At 56.7% G+C, this 16,247-nt stretch carries 14 protein-coding genes and 1 pseudogene; 11 read left to right on the top strand and 4 right to left on the bottom strand.

Annotated features, from left to right (window positions below; translation table 11 throughout):
• Positions 1 to 185: 185 nt before the first annotated feature.
• Both fucP and NP596_RS14355 read right to left on the bottom strand, forming a co-directional pair.
• On the bottom strand, positions 186 to 1,448 hold the full coding sequence (gene fucP, locus NP596_RS14360) for an L-fucose:H+ symporter permease (protein ID WP_256616075.1): 1,263 nt from the start codon (positions 1,446 to 1,448) through the stop codon (positions 186 to 188).
• Between the two features lie 14 nt (positions 1,449 to 1,462).
• Positions 1,463 to 3,655, bottom strand: a complete 2,193-nt coding sequence (locus NP596_RS14355; RefSeq protein ID WP_256616074.1) for a glycoside hydrolase family 3 N-terminal domain-containing protein — start codon at positions 3,653 to 3,655, stop codon at positions 1,463 to 1,465.
• Positions 3,656 to 3,978: 323 nt separating this feature from the next.
• Between NP596_RS14355 and NP596_RS14350 the strand changes: the two genes are divergently transcribed.
• The 3 genes from NP596_RS14350 to NP596_RS14340 all read left to right on the top strand — a co-directional run bounded on the left by NP596_RS14350 (position 3,979) and on the right by NP596_RS14340 (position 5,960).
• The gene (locus NP596_RS14350) at positions 3,979 to 4,581 is read left to right on the top strand and encodes a GNAT family N-acetyltransferase (RefSeq protein ID WP_256616073.1); all 603 of its coding nucleotides are present in this window, start codon (positions 3,979 to 3,981) and stop codon (positions 4,579 to 4,581) included.
• Positions 4,574 to 5,434, top strand: coding sequence for a carbon-nitrogen hydrolase family protein (locus tag NP596_RS14345; protein WP_256616072.1), 861 nt, complete (start codon positions 4,574 to 4,576; stop codon positions 5,432 to 5,434). The genes NP596_RS14350 and NP596_RS14345 overlap by 8 nt, the downstream gene beginning before the upstream one ends.
• 169 nt (positions 5,435 to 5,603) lie before the next feature.
• The gene (locus NP596_RS14340) at positions 5,604 to 5,960 is read left to right on the top strand and encodes a hypothetical protein (RefSeq protein WP_256616071.1); all 357 of its coding nucleotides are present in this window, start codon (positions 5,604 to 5,606) and stop codon (positions 5,958 to 5,960) included.
• A 540-nt stretch (positions 5,961 to 6,500) separates the two neighbouring features.
• On the opposite strand, the gene NP596_RS14335 is transcribed toward NP596_RS14340, so the two are convergent.
• The gene (locus NP596_RS14335) at positions 6,501 to 7,265 is read right to left on the bottom strand and encodes an ABC transporter permease (RefSeq protein ID WP_256616070.1); all 765 of its coding nucleotides are present in this window, start codon (positions 7,263 to 7,265) and stop codon (positions 6,501 to 6,503) included.
• Complete coding sequence (locus tag NP596_RS14330; RefSeq protein ID WP_256616069.1) at positions 7,262 to 8,167, bottom strand: ABC transporter ATP-binding protein; 906 nt, start codon at positions 8,165 to 8,167, stop codon at positions 7,262 to 7,264. The genes NP596_RS14335 and NP596_RS14330 overlap by 4 nt, the downstream gene beginning before the upstream one ends.
• A 116-nt stretch (positions 8,168 to 8,283) precedes the next feature.
• On the opposite strand from NP596_RS14330, the gene ppx reads away from it, so the two are divergent.
• From ppx to NP596_RS14290, 8 genes and pseudogenes are all read left to right on the top strand, one after another.
• On the top strand, positions 8,284 to 9,777 hold the full coding sequence (ppx, locus tag NP596_RS14325; RefSeq protein WP_256616068.1) for an exopolyphosphatase: 1,494 nt from the start codon (positions 8,284 to 8,286) through the stop codon (positions 9,775 to 9,777).
• A 3-nt stretch (positions 9,778 to 9,780) separates the two neighbouring features.
• A complete protein-coding gene (locus NP596_RS14320) occupies positions 9,781 to 11,046 on the top strand; it encodes a YfiM family lipoprotein (RefSeq protein ID WP_256616067.1) in 1,266 nt (421 codons plus the stop codon).
• 164 nt (positions 11,047 to 11,210) lie between these two features.
• A complete protein-coding gene (locus tag NP596_RS14315; protein ID WP_256616066.1) occupies positions 11,211 to 12,254 on the top strand; it encodes a methyltransferase domain-containing protein in 1,044 nt (347 codons plus the stop codon).
• Positions 12,255 to 12,268: 14 nt separating this feature from the next.
• On the top strand, positions 12,269 to 12,859 hold the full coding sequence (locus NP596_RS14310; RefSeq protein WP_256616065.1) for a sigma-70 family RNA polymerase sigma factor: 591 nt from the start codon (positions 12,269 to 12,271) through the stop codon (positions 12,857 to 12,859).
• A gap of 1 nt (position 12,860) precedes the next feature.
• On the top strand, positions 12,861 to 13,061 hold the full coding sequence (locus tag NP596_RS14305; protein ID WP_256616064.1) for a zf-HC2 domain-containing protein: 201 nt from the start codon (positions 12,861 to 12,863) through the stop codon (positions 13,059 to 13,061).
• Between the two features lie 259 nt (positions 13,062 to 13,320).
• Positions 13,321 to 15,195: a thiamine pyrophosphate-binding protein gene (locus NP596_RS14300; protein ID WP_256616063.1), complete on the top strand. Its 1,875-nt coding sequence runs from the start codon at positions 13,321 to 13,323 to the stop codon at positions 15,193 to 15,195.
• Positions 15,196 to 15,198: 3 nt separating this feature from the next.
• The gene (locus NP596_RS14295) at positions 15,199 to 15,957 is read left to right on the top strand and encodes an SDR family oxidoreductase (RefSeq protein ID WP_256616062.1); all 759 of its coding nucleotides are present in this window, start codon (positions 15,199 to 15,201) and stop codon (positions 15,955 to 15,957) included.
• Positions 15,958 to 15,965: 8 nt separating this feature from the next.
• Positions 15,966 to 16,247 (top strand): annotated as a pseudogene (locus tag NP596_RS14290) (citryl-CoA lyase); the annotation flags it as partial.

Raw genomic sequence — 16,247 nt, 5'->3', positions numbered from 1 at the left:
AACCTTGACGCCATCTCGGTGTTTTTTCTGGAGTGTCAGACTGGGGCAAAAGTGATTTTGCAAGAGGCACCATAGCGTAAGCGCGTAGCCGTACCGTCGAATCCAACCCTTCAAAACCAAGCCGGATTCAAATCGGATTGCCTGAAATTTTCGGCGTCAACGACTGCGATGATCGGAATACGCCATTAATCCGCCGCTACAGACACCCTTACACTGCGCCAGCCGTAGTAGGCGATATACAGATAGCACAATACCGGCAAGCCCAGCGCCGGCTGAATACCGATACGATCCGCCAGCAAACCCTGCATTACCGGCACGATGGCGCCGCCGACGATGGCGGCGCATAAAATGCCCGAGCCTTGCCCGGTATGCCGGCCCAAGCCGGCCAGAGCCAGCGAAAATATGGTCGGGAACATGATGGAGTTGCATAAGCCCACCGCCAGCAAACTCCACATCGCCAGCCAGCCGCTAGCCGACATGGCGGCCGACACCAACAAAGCGGCCATCACCGCATTAAAAGCCAATACTGCGCCGGGTTGCAACACCCGCATCACCGCCGCGCCGATAAAGCGTCCGACCATGGCGCCGCCCCAGTAAAACGACACATACTTGCCGGCGTCTTGTTCGGCTAGGCCGGCTATTTCGGGCTGGCCCAAAAAGCTGACCATGAAGCTGCCTATCGCCACCTCGCCGCCGACGTACACAAAAATTGCCAGCGCGCCCAATACCAGATGCGGGTATTGCCAAGCGCTGCCCTGCCCGGCTTCATCCTGCCGTTGAGCGGGTGCAGCGTCGATTTTCGGCAGTTTCAACCGCGCGAACAGCCCCGCCAGACCGAACAACACCGCCGCTAAAAACAAATACGGATTTTGCACCGCCGCCGCCTGAGTAGCTTGATAGGCCGATAATTGCTCGGCATTCAGCAGGCTGATTTCGTCGGCGCTTTTCACGGCTGTCGACAAAATCAACAATGCGCCGAAATACGGCGCCAGCGTGGTACCTAGCGAATTAAAGGCCTGGGTCAGAGTCAGGCGGCTGGATGCGGTTTCGGACGGCCCCAACACCGTCACATACGGATTGGCCGCCACCTGCAACAAGGTAATGCCGGCGGCCAACACGAAAAACGCCGTCAAAAACAAGGGATAGGCATGCAGGCCGGCGGCCGGATAAAACAACAGGCAGCCCAGGCCGGCAATAGCAAGCCCGGCAATGATGCCGCCTTTGTAACCTATTTTTTCCACCAGCAAACCGCTGGGCACCGACACCACGAAATAGGCGGCGAAAAAGCAGAACTGAATCAACATGGCCTGAAAGTAATTCAGGGTAAATACGGCCTTTAAGTGCGGTATCAAGATGTCGTTCAGGCAGGTGATGAAACCCCAGATGAAAAACAAGGACGTCAATACCGTCAATGCCCCGCCATACGCTTGACCTTGCTGTTTGTTCATCGCAAAAACCCGGCTCAATTGGCGACCACGTTGAAACGAGCCGTTTCGGCGCCGACCATCACCTCGAATTCGCCCGGCTCGACGATGCGGCGCTTGTCCACGCCGATAAACGACATATCCTCCGGCGTCAGCGTGAAACTCAGGGTTTGCTGCTGCCCGGGTTTTAGTTCGACTTTTTTAAAGGCTTTCAATTGCTTGACCGGCCGGGTCACCGAGCCGACCAGATCGTGCAAATACACCAGCACCGCTTCCTTGCCGGCAAGCTTGCCGGTGTTTTTAACGTTGACGCTAACCTCGACAGAGTCGCCCAAGGCAATACTGTTTTTATTCAACGTTAAGCCGCCGGTTTCGAATTGGGTATAACTCAAGCCGTGGCCGAACGGATACAGCGGCTTATATTGATTGGCTTCGAAGGCTTCCATCGGTTTGTGGTCGTACGGTGTCACATCGTTAGCGGCGCGCGGATAACTCAACGGCAATTTGCCGCTGGGATTGACGTCGCCGAATAGTATGTCCGCCATCGCCGCCCCGCCTTCCATGCCCGGCAGAAAACCCAGCAGCACGGCCTGGGATTGCTCGGCAATCTCGGTAATGATGCGCGGCCGGCCGCCGAAAGTCACCAGAATCACCGGTTTTCCCGCCGCGAAAATCGCCCGCGCCAGTTGCAATTGCACGGCCGGCAAATCCAGACTGTCGATATTGCCGACGGTTTCGGTATAGGTATTTTCGCCCAACGCCAGGATCACCACGTCATGCTGGCGTGCCTGAGCCACCGCCTGTTCGATATTGATTTCCTCGTCATAACGCTGGCCGCCGACATAAGTGACCTTGCCGGCGGTTTTTTGCCGCAGGGCATTTAACAGCGTCAACTTGTCTTGCGGGTACCATTGTTCGGCGTTGCCTTGCCAGGTGATGGTCCAGCCGCCGTTCATGACGCTGAGCAAATTGGCAGTGGGGCCGGTCACCAAAATATTGGCTTGCTTGCTCAGCGGCAAAATGCCGTTGGCGTTTTTGACCAACACGATAGCCTCTTCGGCCGCCTGGCGGTTCACCGCCTGATCTTCCTCGGTGGCAAAGTTGCCTGCAACCGCTATAGAAGGTTCGCTACGCTCGAACAATCCGCTTTGCAGCTTGACCCGTAAAATGCGCCCTACCGCTTCGTCGATGCGGCTCTGCGGCACCTCGCCGGTTTTGGCCAAATCCAACAGCAAATCGTAAAACGAATAATCGAACGGCACCATGCTCATATCCACGCCGGCCATCACGGCGATTTTGACCGCCTCGCGCGGCGAAGCGGCCATCTTGTCGCGGGTATGCAAACGGATAATGTCTTCCCAATCCGACACGGTAAAGCCTGTAAAGCCCATCTCGCCGCGCAGGATTTCGGTCAGATAGTGGTAGTTGGCGTGGCCGGGAATACCGTCCACTTCCGCCGAATTGACCATCACGGTCGGCGCGCCCGCCAAGACGCCGGCCTGAAAAGGCGGCAGAAAATACTCCCACAAGGCCCGTTCGCCTATCCAGGCCGGGCTGCGGTCTTTGCCATTCAGCGGATAGCTGTAGCCGACATAATGTTTCAAGCAGGTCGGCGCTTTGTCGGCGGCGGCGAAGTCGTCGCCCTGATGGCCGCGAATATAAGCGCTGCCCATGGCCCCGGCCAGATGCACGTCTTCGCCGTAGGTTTCCCACAACCGCGGCCATAAGGGCTGGCGGCCGATGTCCATCACCGGCGAAAAATTCCAGTCCAGACCGGACGCTTTAACCGCCCGCGCGGTGATTTCGCCGGCTTTTTCGGACAGTTCGGTATTAAAGGTAGCGGCCATGCCGACGGCCTGCGGAAACAGCGTCGCGCCCTGGGTATAGGTGGCGCCGTGTATGGCGTCTATGCCGTAGATCACCGGGATTTTCAGGCGGGTTTTGGCGGCGGTTTCGCGGATGATCTGCGTCAGCTTGCGCCATTTTTCTATCGGCTGGGCCTTGTTGTTCGGGGTGGTCGGGGTATTCAGGATCGAACCGACATGATGGTTGAACAAGGCGTCTTCCAACTTGGCCTGGTCGATGGGATTGTCGGCATCCTGGCCGTTTTCGATCGAAATCACGCTGAAGTCGACCTGTGTCATCTGCCCGACTTTTTCTTCCAAGGTCATTTGCGCCAGCAAGTCCCGGACTTGGTTTTCGATGTCAGCGTTTGCTTGTTGTGCTCCCACGGCAGACTCCCATCCGGCGGTTAAAAATAAAATGAATAAAAGGGCTCTAGTTTTCAAATGTGTTACTTAAGGTTAAAAAGGAAAGCTCGGTTAAACGAGCCGCACAGCATATACGAGCCATACGGCTTTTCAAATACTATTCTCGCGTAATTTAAACACCCTTCCGCGGCATACTCGGCAACCGCTCCCGCGCTGCTCGACCTCCGGCATCCATGCCGCCGATTCGCGGATAGGCAATCCCGCCGGCCTGCAATACAATATGCCGCCTTAGGCCGCCGGATCGCCGGCGGCGGTTGTTTCGTTTTTCAATCAAACCAAAACCCATGAATAAAGACATCCGCATACAGCGTTTGAGCGGCGAGGCGCTGGTTCAATACATCCCCGAACTGGCCCGCCTCCGCATCGAAGTGTTCCGAGATTTCCCGTATCTGTACGACGGCGACTACGAATACGAAAAAAAGTATCTGCAAACCTATATCGACTGCCCGGAAAGTGTAATCGTGTTGGCCTTTGACGAAGATGCGATTATCGGCGCCTCGACCGCGATACCGTTGAAATACGAAACCGCCGAAGTGAAAAAACCCTTTGTCGACCATTGTTACGACCCGGACCAGGTGTTCTACTGCGGCGAATCGGTGCTGAACAAGGCCTATCGCGGCCTCGGCATCGGCGTCAAATTCTTCGAGCAACGCGAAGCCCATGCCGAGGATTTGGGCGGCTTCCGGCATATCACCTTCTGCTGCGTCGAACGCCCGGCCGACCATCCGCGCCGGCCCGCCGATTATGTGCCGCTGGATAAATTTTGGAACAAGCGCGGCTATTTCAAGCATCCCGAGCTGAAAACCACCTACACATGGAAAGATCTGGACGACGCGACCGAAACCCCAAAACCCATGACTTTTTGGTTGAGAGAAGACCGTGCCTAAAATCGCCAGCGCCCAATACGACATCAGTTTCCTGGAAACCTGGGAAAACTTTGAGGCCAAAGCCCGCCGCTGGGTCAAGGAAGCGGCGGACAACAAGGCCGACATCCTGCTGTTCCCGGAATACGCCTGCATGGAACTGGCATCGCTGTTTCCCAAGGAAGTCTATAGCTCTTTGAACGGCCAGTTGGACGCCCTGCAAACCCTGCTGCCGGATTATCTGAATCTGTTCGAAACCCTGGCCGCCGAGCACCGGGTTTACATTCAGGCCGGCACCTTCCCGGTCAAACACGACAACGGCGAATTCCGCAATCACGCCTATTTCTTCACCCCGCAAGGCGATGCGGATTATCAGGCAAAGCTGACCATGACCCGTTTCGAAAACGAGCAATGGCATATCGCGCGCGGCCTGGAGATCAAGCTGTTCGACACCGCGTTCGGCAAGGTGGCGGTCAACATCTGCTACGACAGCGAATTTCCGCACTATGCGCGGATGCAGGCCGAGCGCGGCGCCACGCTGATTTTGGTGCCGAGTTGCACCGACACCGAAGCCGGCTATTACCGGGTGCGAATAGGCTGCCAGGCCCGCGCGCTGGAAAACCAATGCTATGTCGTGCAAGCCTCGCTGGTCGGCGATGCGGACTGGTCGGAAGCGGTGGACGTCAACCGCGGCGCGGCGGCGATTTACACGCCGGTCGATAGAGGTTTCCCCAATAACGGCATCCTGGCGATAGGCGAATACAACAAGGTGCAATGGGTGTATGCCGATGTCGATTTGGCCGCCGTGGACACCGTGCGCCGGGAAGGCCAGGTATTCAATTACCGGGATTGGCCGAAACAGTTCGATTGCCGATAACGGCAGGCGCCGCCGGGCAAAGCCCGGCAAAATAATCGCCTAGGCCGCGAGCGAATTACCCTACCTTCTTTAATAGTTCTTTCCCGGCTGTGTTACAATTTAGGCTCTTTTAAACAAGACTCAGAAGGCTTTAAGCATGCGAATTCAAACACTTCCAGTCCTCGCCCTGATGGCTTTATCTTTTGCGGCGACAGCCGAAGTCGCTCTCACGCAAGCCGATGTCCTGGGCACTTGGCAAATCGATAAAGAATCCGCCAACAGCGACGGCAGCAACGCCAGATCTTCTAACACCACCTGGACCATCAAAGCGGACGGCACTCTTGAAGGCGTCACCAAGGATTCGGACGCTCACGCCCGTATCGACAGCCTGAAAGCCGTGCTGAACTATTCCATTCAAGACGGCAAACTGGTCAAACAAGCCGCACCGGGCCGCTCGAAAATGGAAACCTGCGAAGCCATCGAAAAAAACGGCAATCAAATGGTTTTGAAATGCCAGACGGTTTATTACTTCATGACCAAAAAATAAGGTAACTATTCAGTGAATGCTCGCCGATGCGGATCAATTGCGTAGGTTGGGTTAGCTCGATAGAGCGTAACCCAACAATTGAAGCCATTGCACCGCCATAAGCCGATGCGTTGGGTTACGGCTAGCGCCTAACCCAACCTACACTGAATAGTTACAAAATAATTATCGCTTAGCGGTATCGAACCGTAGGCTGGGTAGAGCGGCAGCGAAACCCAGCAATGCAAACCTTAGCTGGGTTTCAAGTTGTTCAGCCTAGGACACTTTGCCTGTACTAACCTATCTATAGCCGCTCAACGTCATTCCTAAGTTCTTGAAGACTCCATCTCATCCATTTAGGATTTCGTCAAAAACCGAAACAACATCCCCGTATTTTCGGAATTGTTGCCGGTAGAAGGGATTTAGCCCCGATCAAGGCGCTCATTGCGGCTAAAGCCGCTCCTACAAGTAAAGCTATGTCGGTAAGTTGTTTTCAACCATATCCCGACACCTTTCGCTAATGTGCGACGCAGCCAACTCATCCATTCGCGGTTAACACAAACTTCAATTCTTAATCCCCACCCCTTTGTGCAGCAACCACAAACTCAACAACGTCAAAAACACGATAAATCCGACCGTCATTTCGAAAGCCAGCACAATATCCACGTCCGTCACCCCTATCAGGCCGAAGCGGAAGGCGTTGATCATGTAGATGATCGGATTGCCTTGGGCGATGATTTGCCAGACGGGCGGCAGCATGGCTAGCGAATAGAACACGCCGCCCAAATAGCTCAGCGGCGTCAGCACAAAATTGGGAATGATGGAAATGTCGTCGAAACTGTCGGCAAACACTGCGTTGATAAAGCCGGCCAGCGCGAACAAGGTAGCGGTCAGCAGCAGCATGGCGAGGGTAATTCCCCAGTGCAGCACACCAACCTGGGTAAACAGCATGGAGATACCGGCCACTACCAGCCCCACCATGACGCCGCGGGCGATGCCGCCGCTGACATAACCCGTCAGGATTACCCAGTTCGGCACCGGCGACACCAGCAATTCTTCGATGTGGTGCTGAAACTTGGTGGAATAAAACGACGACACCACATTGGCATAAGCGTGGCTGATCACCGACATCAAAATCACCCCCGGCACGATGTAGTCCATATAACCGACCCCCTGCACACTGCCGATACGCCCGCCGATCAGCTTGCCGAAAATCAGAAAATACAGGGCGGTGGTGATGGCCGGCGGCAGCAGGGTTTGCGGCCAGATGCGGGTAAAGCGGCAGACTTCCTTATACAGGATGGTAAAAAACGGGACGGAATAATTCATTGCACCAGTTCGATAAAAAGTTGTTCCAGACGGTTGGACTTGTTTTTCAAACTCAAGACGTCTATCCCCAAGCCGGACAATTGCTGAAATAACCGGTTCAGGCCGCGGCTTTTCGGCACCGCCACATTCAGCACCTGGCTGTCGGCCAGTTCTATTTCGTAGCCGTCGATGACCGGCGCCGCCCGCAGATTTTGGGCGATATTCAACACGAAATGGTCGGTATGAATGCGCTGCAACAAGCTGTTCATCGCCGATTTTTCCACGATTTGTCCATTATTAATAATGGCGATATTGCGGCACAGGCTTTCCGCTTCTTCCAGATAATGGGTGGTCAGGATAATGGTGGTGCCCTGCCGGTTCACCTCCTGCATCAACTGCCACATGGCCCGGCGGATTTCGATATCGACGCCGGCGGTCGGCTCGTCCAAAATCAATAATCTGGGCTTGTGCACCATGGCGCGGGCAATCATCAAGCGCCGTTTCATGCCGCCCGACAAGCGCCGCGACACCAGGTCGCGCTTGTCCCATAAATCCATTTGCTTCAGGCTTTGTTCGGTTTGCGCCAGCGCCTGTTTGCGCGAAATGCCGTAATAGCCGGCCTGAATCAGCACTACGTTTTTAACGGTTTCGAATTGATTGAAATTCACTTCCTGCGGCACCAGACCGATACAACTTTTGGCTTTTTCGTTGTCTTTAACCAGATCGTGCCCGAATACGCTCACCCTTCCCTCGGTTTTGTTTACCAAGGAACTGACGATGCCGATCAGGGTGGATTTACCGGCGCCGTTCGGGCCCAGCAAGGCGAAGAAATCGCCGTCTTCCACTTCAAGATCCACACCCTTCAGGGCCTGGAAGCCGTTGTTATAGGTCTTTTTTAGATTATGAATGGATAAAGCCTTCATGGGGTAGTTTATAATGCGGTAAACCAGAACGGGCGCGACATCCGGGGATACCGCCTAAAAGGTGCGGATTTTAACAGAATTCCCCACACCGCCCACGCCTAAACAGGAATACAACCTTGCCACATCCGATACCCACCAATGTAGCCGCCGTCGACTTGGGCTCCAATAGCTTTCACATGATCATCTGCAACCTCAAGGACGGCAAATTGCAAACCATAGACCGCCTGAAGGAAATGGTACGCCTGGCGGCCGGCATGGATGAAAACAAAGTTCTGGACCAGCCGACCCAGGCAAAAGCCCTGGCCTGCCTGGAGCGTTTCGGCCAACGCATCAGCAATTTTCCGCCCCACAGCGTGCGCATCGTCGGCACCAACACCTTACGGCAGGCCAAAAACGCCGAACAGTTCATCAAAAAAGCCGAACGGGCGCTGGGGCATCCGATACACATCGTGTCCGGCATCGAAGAGGCCCGCCTGATCTACCAGGGCGTCGCCCACAGCCTGGCCAGCAATGCCAACGAACGTTTTGTGATGGATATCGGCGGCAGCAGCACCGAATATATTATCGGCAAACAGGATACGCCGCATACCAAGGAAAGTTTGAACATGGGTTGCGTCACGGTCAGCCAGGATTTTTTCAAGAACGGCGTCCTGTCTAAAAAAGCCTTTAAGAAAGCCTGCCTATTTGCGGAGCAACAGCTGGAGCCGTTTCAGGATACCTTTAACAGCCGGCATTTCGACGAGGCGATCGGCGCCTCCGGCAGCTTGAAAGCCATCAGCAACGTGCTGCAAACGTCCGGCTTCAGCAATAACGGCATCACGCTGGACGGCATGGAACAACTGGTTGCGCATTTGTTGACCCTAAACCATACCGATCAAATCCTGTTTCCGGCGCTCAGCGTCGAACGGCGGCCGGTCTTCATCGGCGCTGTGGCGATCGTTTACGCCAGCTTCAAAACCCTGAACATTCAACAAATGACCGTATCCGACGGCGCCTTGCGGGAAGGGCTGGTATACGACCTGTTGGGCCGGATTTACGATCACGACATCCGTTCCCAAACCAGCCGTACCGCCGCCGAACGTTACCACACCGACCGGCGCCATGCCGAGCAACTCAAGGACACCATCCGTTACATGGCGGCGCAACTGGAACATCACCCCTGCTTCGACGACAACCCGGCCAGCCTGCAATTTCTGGAATGGGCGGCCGATTTGCATGAAATCGGTTTTGAAATTGCCCACAGCCAATACCATAAGCATAGCGCTTACATCATCGAAAATGCCGATCTGGCCGGCTTTTCCAAACAGGACCAATTGATCATTTCCCGTCTGGTGCGCAGCCACCGCAAGAGATTCAGCCCATCGCGCTTCGACGATCTGCCGGCCCCCTGGCACCGGCACGCCCCCATCATGGCCGTCCTCTTTCGCCTCGCCGCCTTGCTGCACAGAAACCGGCACAGCCAGCGGCCGGATTTTCAAATCGACATCGCCGATAACGACATAACACTGACCTTCCCCGAACAATGGCTGGAACAAGCGCCGTTGACCCAGGCCGACTTAAAACAAGAAGTCCAATACCTGAAAGAAGCCCGGTTTAATCTGTCTTTTTAACTCATGCTCAAATCGTTCGGCGCATCCAGGCCTGTCAAATTTTTGCTTTACGCCTGTCTGATCGTCGCGGTGCCGCTTAACCTGCTGTTATGGTTTGCGTTGGACGACACGCCCTTATTGCAAATGCACCAGGGTTTCAACCGCGACGACATCCAGCGCGCCAAGCAACTCCTGCACTTGTCGCCGGAAGAACGCGGCGAGATCAAAACCATCGCGCTGAACCAAAAAGACGTCAATATCGCCGTCAGCTACCTGCTGAACCATTTTTTCGAAAACACGGTGCAGATCCAAATCGGCCAAGACCTGATATTCGCCCAAATCGCGGTATTCGTTCCCCAAACCATCTGGGGGCGCTATCTGGATTTCAGCTTTAAATTAATTCAAAGCGGTAACGACATCAGAATCAAATCGTTCAAGATCGGCGAAATATCGATACCCGACCCGGCGGCGAATTATTTGCTCCCGGCCCTGGCGCGGACCGCTCCGTTTAAAAATTATTGGCGCTTGGGCGAACAATACGTCAAGGATGTTCGCTTTACCGCCGACGGCCTGCAAATCAGCTATCTGGGCGCCATCGTCGATGCCGCCAAGCAGTTGGTCATCCAACAGCATCGCGAATATCCCAACCTGCATTTATACCAACAACAAATCAACGACATCGTCAGCCGACACGACCCGGCCTGGCGCTTGTCCCTGATGAATTTACTCCAGCCCTTGTTTTTGTCCGCCTATCAGCGTTCGACCGAGGACACCGCCATTCGGGAAAACCGGGCCGTCATCATTGCGGTGGGCAGCTATATCTACAAATACGACTTGCGCCGCTACCTGCCGCTGGGCCTGGTTTACAGCAAGGAATATTCGGTATTCGCCTATAAACGCATCGATATTCCGCAACACTTCATCGCATCCGCTTTATTGGCGGCGGTGGATGCTTCTATACTCGGCGAACGGCTGGGGGAAGACAAGGAGCTGGCGGACGCCGAAAAAGGCAGCGGCTTCAGCTTCATCGATTTGACCGCCGACCGCGCCGGCACGCGTTTCGGCCAACTGGCCACGGGCACCCCCAAACAGGCCCGCGAGCTGCAGCGCATCATGTCGCGGACCCAGGATTACACCGCCATCATTCCCGACATACAGGGTTTGCCGGAACAGTTGGACGAACCGGCCTTCAAGGCCCGTTTTAACAATACGGACAGCACGCTATATCGGAGTATGATTGCGGAAATCGACGAGCGAATCGATGCGCTGCCCTTATATCGAAAGCCTTGAACCCGAGACTGCGGACGGAGCCAGTGCGCGCCGGACAACCTTTGTAAGGATTTGCCATGGCGGGACGACATAACACCGAATCGCCGGCCGGTAGCGTTTTGTGCCGCCGCAAGGCCCGCCAAGGCGCCGGCACGCTCTAAATAATGCTAAACACGAGACATCCCATGACTACCAGTATAGAAATCAGCGAATCGGTCCGCCATTACTACGGACAGGTTCTGCAATCCAGCAACGACCTGAAAACCAGCGCCTGCTGCAGCATAGACGCCATGCCCGGCTATTTAAAAGCGCTATTGGCCGGATTGCACCCCGAAGTGCTGGAACGTTTCTACGGTTGCGGCTCGCCGTTGCCGCCGGCCCTGGAAGGCAAAACCGTCTTGGACTTGGGTTGCGGCAGCGGCCGCGATTGCTATTTGCTGTCGAAACTGGTGGGCCCGAGCGGCCGGGTGATCGGTGTCGACATGACCCCGGAACAATTGGAAATCGCCGTGCGCCACCGCGACTGGCACGCCGAGCGCTTCGGTTACGCCAACGTCGACTTCCTGCACGGCCATATCGAAAACCTGTCCACGGTGGGCATTGCCGATAACAGCATGGACGTGGTGGTCTCCAACTGCGTGATCAATCTGTCGCCGGAAAAGCCCAAAGTGCTGGCCGAAATTTTCCGGGTGCTGAAACCCGGCGGCGAATTGTATTTTTCCGATGTGTTCGCCGACCGCCGTATTCCGGCGGCATTGCGCCAAGATCCGGTACTACTGGGCGAGTGCCTGGGCGGCGCTCTGTATTGGGAAGATTTTCGGCGGATTTTGCACGATTTGGGTTGCCCGGACGTACGCAGCGTCAAGCAAAACCCCATCAGCCTCGACGATCCCGAAGTATTTGCCAAAATCGGCATGGTCAAATTCAATTCGGTGACGGTACGGGCCTTCAAGATGGCGCTGGAAGACCGTTGCGAGGATTTCGGCCAAGTCGCCGTATATCTGGGCAGCATAGCCCAACATCCCCACGGCTTCGAGCTGGACGACCACCACCACTTCGAAACCGGCCGGCCGTTGCGGGTCTGCGGCAATACCGCCGACATGCTGGCCGCCAGCCGCTACGGCGATCACTTCCAAGTGTTGGGCGACAAATCCCGCCACTTCGGCTTGTTCGATTGCGCGCCCGGCCCACAAGGCGCTGGCCCCTCGGCGGACGGCGCCTGCTGTTAAGCCCGATTGCCGACATGACCGACAATTCGTTGAGCGAGACACTATTGGCGGAACACCGGCAGGTATTGTTCCGCTACGCCCTGCTGCAAATGCGCGACCCCGAATTGGCCGACGACGCGGTGCAGGAGACCTTGCTGTCCGCCTGGCAAGGCTCGGCCGGCTTTGCCGGCAAGGCGAGCCTGCGCACCTGGCTGATCGGTATTTTGAAACACAAAATTGCCGACCATTGGCGGCGTAGCGCGCACGACCCAGTCTTAACCGACAGCCATCGGCTCGATGCCGCCGAGGATGCCGAAGCGGACGAAGACGCTTTCTTTATGAGCAACGGCCATTGGCACAGCGGTCCAAGCGCCTGGAACGATCCCGAGGCGGCATTCAGGCAACAGGAGTTTTGGAGCGTTTACGAAACCTGCCAAAACAATCTGCCGCCGAAAATGGCCAAGGTATTCATGCTGCGGGAATTGGTGGGCCTGGAAGCCGACGAAGTCTGCCGGGAAGCCGGATTAACCGAAACCAATTACTGGGTCGTCATGCACAGGGCCCGGCTCAGACTGCGCGAATGTCTGGAAATCCGCTGGTTCAATAGCCAAAAACAGGAGAAATAACATGCGTAGTTGCCGCGAAATTTCCGCCCTGGTGTCCAGGGGTCTGGACAATCCCCTGGATTGGCGTGAACGGCTGGAGATCCGCCTGCATACCGCGATGTGCCCAAGCTGCCGCAACTTCCAACGGCAAACGCAATTTATGCGTAAAGCAGCCCGCCGTTTCGGCGCGGATTTAGAAACCCGTTTCGGCAAAAAATCCTGACCGGCCCGCGCGAAAAGCCGCTTTAAATCCCCTCGAAACAAACCCGCCGCCGCGGTACGCAAGCTTGCCGGTTTACCGGCAAAGCCGCCGGCAACCGATATACGCATCCGGCCCCGGTTCCGAAAATACGGCTACATTTCTTTTCAAGCGGCGCTCTCTACTCTACACTTTCCGTTTCGAATGGCGCCGGCACCGCCATGCCGGCGCCATGATCCGGCCGGTCAACAATGACACTCCATATCTAACCAAAGGTGGGAAAATGAATGCTCGCATTTCTCTTATTCACACACAAGCGGCGCCAAGCGGGGAAACCCCGGAAGGCAAGCAGCTTCCCCCCAAGGATGTCGCGGACTTATTGGTCGAATACCTGGAACAATTGGAGATCGAATACGTCTTCGGCGTGCCAGGCGGCGCGATAGAACCGTTTTACAACGCCATCGCCCGCAGCACCCGCCGCGGCCGTATTCGCCATATTCTGGCCCGCCACGAAGCCGGAGCGGCCTTCATGGCCGACGGTTACGCGCGCGAAAGCGGCAAGATCGGCGTCTGTTGTTCCACCTCCGGACCCGGCGCCACCAACTTGATTACCGGGGTTGCCTGCGCCTACGACAACAATATTCCGATGCTGGTCATCACCGGACAGCCCGCCCTGCCGGCTTTCGGCAAAAATCCCTTGCAGGAATCGTCCTGCACCGGCATCAACACCCTGGGCATGTTTCGCCACTGCACCCGCTATAATTCGCTGGTTTCCCATCCCAAGCAACTGGAAGCCAAACTGGTGACGGCCTTGCAGCGCGCCGTGCGTGCGCCGAGGGGGCCTTCCCACCTCACCGTGCCCGTCGACGTTTTCCGCAGCCCCAGCGCCCGGCCCGAACCTTCCTACGACTTGAGAAATCTGTTGGCCCCCTCCTCCATGGTGGATAACGACGCCATCGAAAACCTGCGGGACATGCTGACCAAGGCCCAGAATGTCGTGCTGCTGATCGGCGGCTTGTGCGGCGAGGCGATCGGATCGATTTTGCAATTCGCCGCGCTGAAAGGCACCGCCATCGTCACCACCCCGGACGGCAAGGGCCTGGTCAACCCCCGGCACCCGCTGTTTCGCGGCGTGTTCGGTTTCGGCGGCCACGATTCCGCCGAAGCCGCCCTGCAGGACCCGTCGGTGGATTTGATCCTGGCAATCGGCGCCAACATGGGCGAATGGAACAGCGGCGGCTGGAGCGACAGCGTATTGAATAACCGTCTGGTACATATCGACGAATCCGAGGAGCACCTGTCCCGCACGCCGATGGCCCAACTGCACGTGCGCGGACGTATCCAATCGATTTTCAGCCGGCTGGTGGAGCAGTTCCACAACCAGCAGAAAACCGACAATTTCGAATACGCCCGGCATCGGCAATCGCGCGATAAAAATGCCGGGCAATGGGAACCGCATTTGATGCTGACGGAACCGGAAAAATACGACAGCGATGCGGTGCCGATTAAACCGCAACGGCTGATGAAGGAGCTGGGCCTGATCTTCCCGCCCACCACCCGCTTTCTGGCCGACACCGGCAACAGCGTCTCCTGGTCGGTGCACTATTTACATTCCGGCATAGACCGGCGCATGGGCGAACGGCGCCTGGGCGGCGGCGGACGTAAAATCTCGCCCGGCCAGCGCAAAACAGACGGCGGTTGGCTGCGGGTAACCATGAACTTCGCCGCGATGGGCTGGGCCATAGGCGGCGCGGTCGGCACGGCGGTCGCCAACCGTAAGGACCCGGTGGTCTGCATTACCGGCGACGGCAGCATGCTGATGAACGGCCAGGAAATTTCGGTCGCCGTCGCCGAAAAAGTCAGCATCGTCTTCGTGGTCCTCAACGACCAATCCTTGGGCATGGTCAAGCACGGCCAACGCATGGCCGGCGCCGAGCAAATCGGTTGCGATCTGCCGCCCAACGACTTCGCCGCGCTGGCGCGGGCATTGGGCGCGGTGGCGTATACCATACGCTCGCCGGAAGACCTGGCCAAACTGGACATCGACAGCATCTGCGCCTACAAGGGCCCGACCTTGCTGGATGTCTACATAGACCCCGACGAAGAGCCGCCCATGAACGTGCGGATGCGGGTTTTGGTCAACAAAAGCGACAGGTAACAGATGAACAAACTTAACGGCAAAACCGTATTGATTACCGGCGGCTCCAGCGGCATAGGCTTGGCGACGGCCCGGCTGTTTAAAGCGGAAGGCGCCAGACTGGTCATTACCGGCCGAGACCCGGAACGGCTGGCCGCCGCGCAACAGCAATTGGGCGGCGACACCGTGACCATCGCCAGCGAAGCCGGCTGCCTGAACGACATCGAAGCCCTGTTGGACCAGGTCAAACAGCATTACGACACGCTGGACGTACTGTTTTTGAACGCCGGTGTCGCCGAACCGACCCCGCTGGAATTGGCCACCGAAGAACAATTCGACAGTATCGTGCGGGTTAACTTTAAAGGGGTGTTTTTCACCATCCAGAAAGCGCTGCCCTTGCTGAACCCTAATGCGTCCATCATCGTCACCACCTCCATTACCAACCGTAGCGGCACGCCGAATTTCAGCATTTACGCCGCCAGCAAGGCCGCCTTGCGTTCGCTGGTGCAATCCTTGGCGCTGACGCTGATCGGCCGCGGCATCCGGGTCAATGCCATCAATCCCGGCCCTATCGATACCGAAGGTTTCAACCGCCTACCCTTGCCCGGCGAGGTATTTCAAGCCATCAAAAACGATATCGAAGCCCGCTCGCCGATCAAGCGCTTCGGCGCGCCTGACGAAGTGGCCAAAGTGGCGTTATTTCTGGCTTCCGACGACTCGGCCTACGTGGTCGGCGAGGAGATCGTCGTCGACGGCGGCATGACTTTAGTCTGTTTACCCTAGGAGCCGGGATGAGCGACGACGATAATCCGAATACCATCCGTAGCGCCATTTGGCGCGAGGAAGCCGAAGCCGACAACCCCTTCGCGGCCCGCGCAGCCTACTGCCGTGGCTACGATGTTTACGGCGAAATGCTGGGCCGGGCGCGCTGGGCGGAGATGTTGTATCTGCTGTTCATGCCGGAACCGCCGACGCCGGCGCAAACCGAGTTATTGGAGAGTCTGGCCCTGGCCCTGGCCAATCCCGGCCTGCGCGATCCGTCCGTGCATGCGGCCATGTGCGGCGGGGTTTGC

It is taken from the genome of Methylomonas rivi, from assembly GCF_024505165.1.
GTDB classification, from domain to species: domain Bacteria; phylum Pseudomonadota; class Gammaproteobacteria; order Methylococcales; family Methylomonadaceae; genus Methylomonas; species Methylomonas rivi.
Note: the sequence above shows the minus strand (reverse complement) of the source record. Positions and strands in the feature narration are given on the sequence as shown.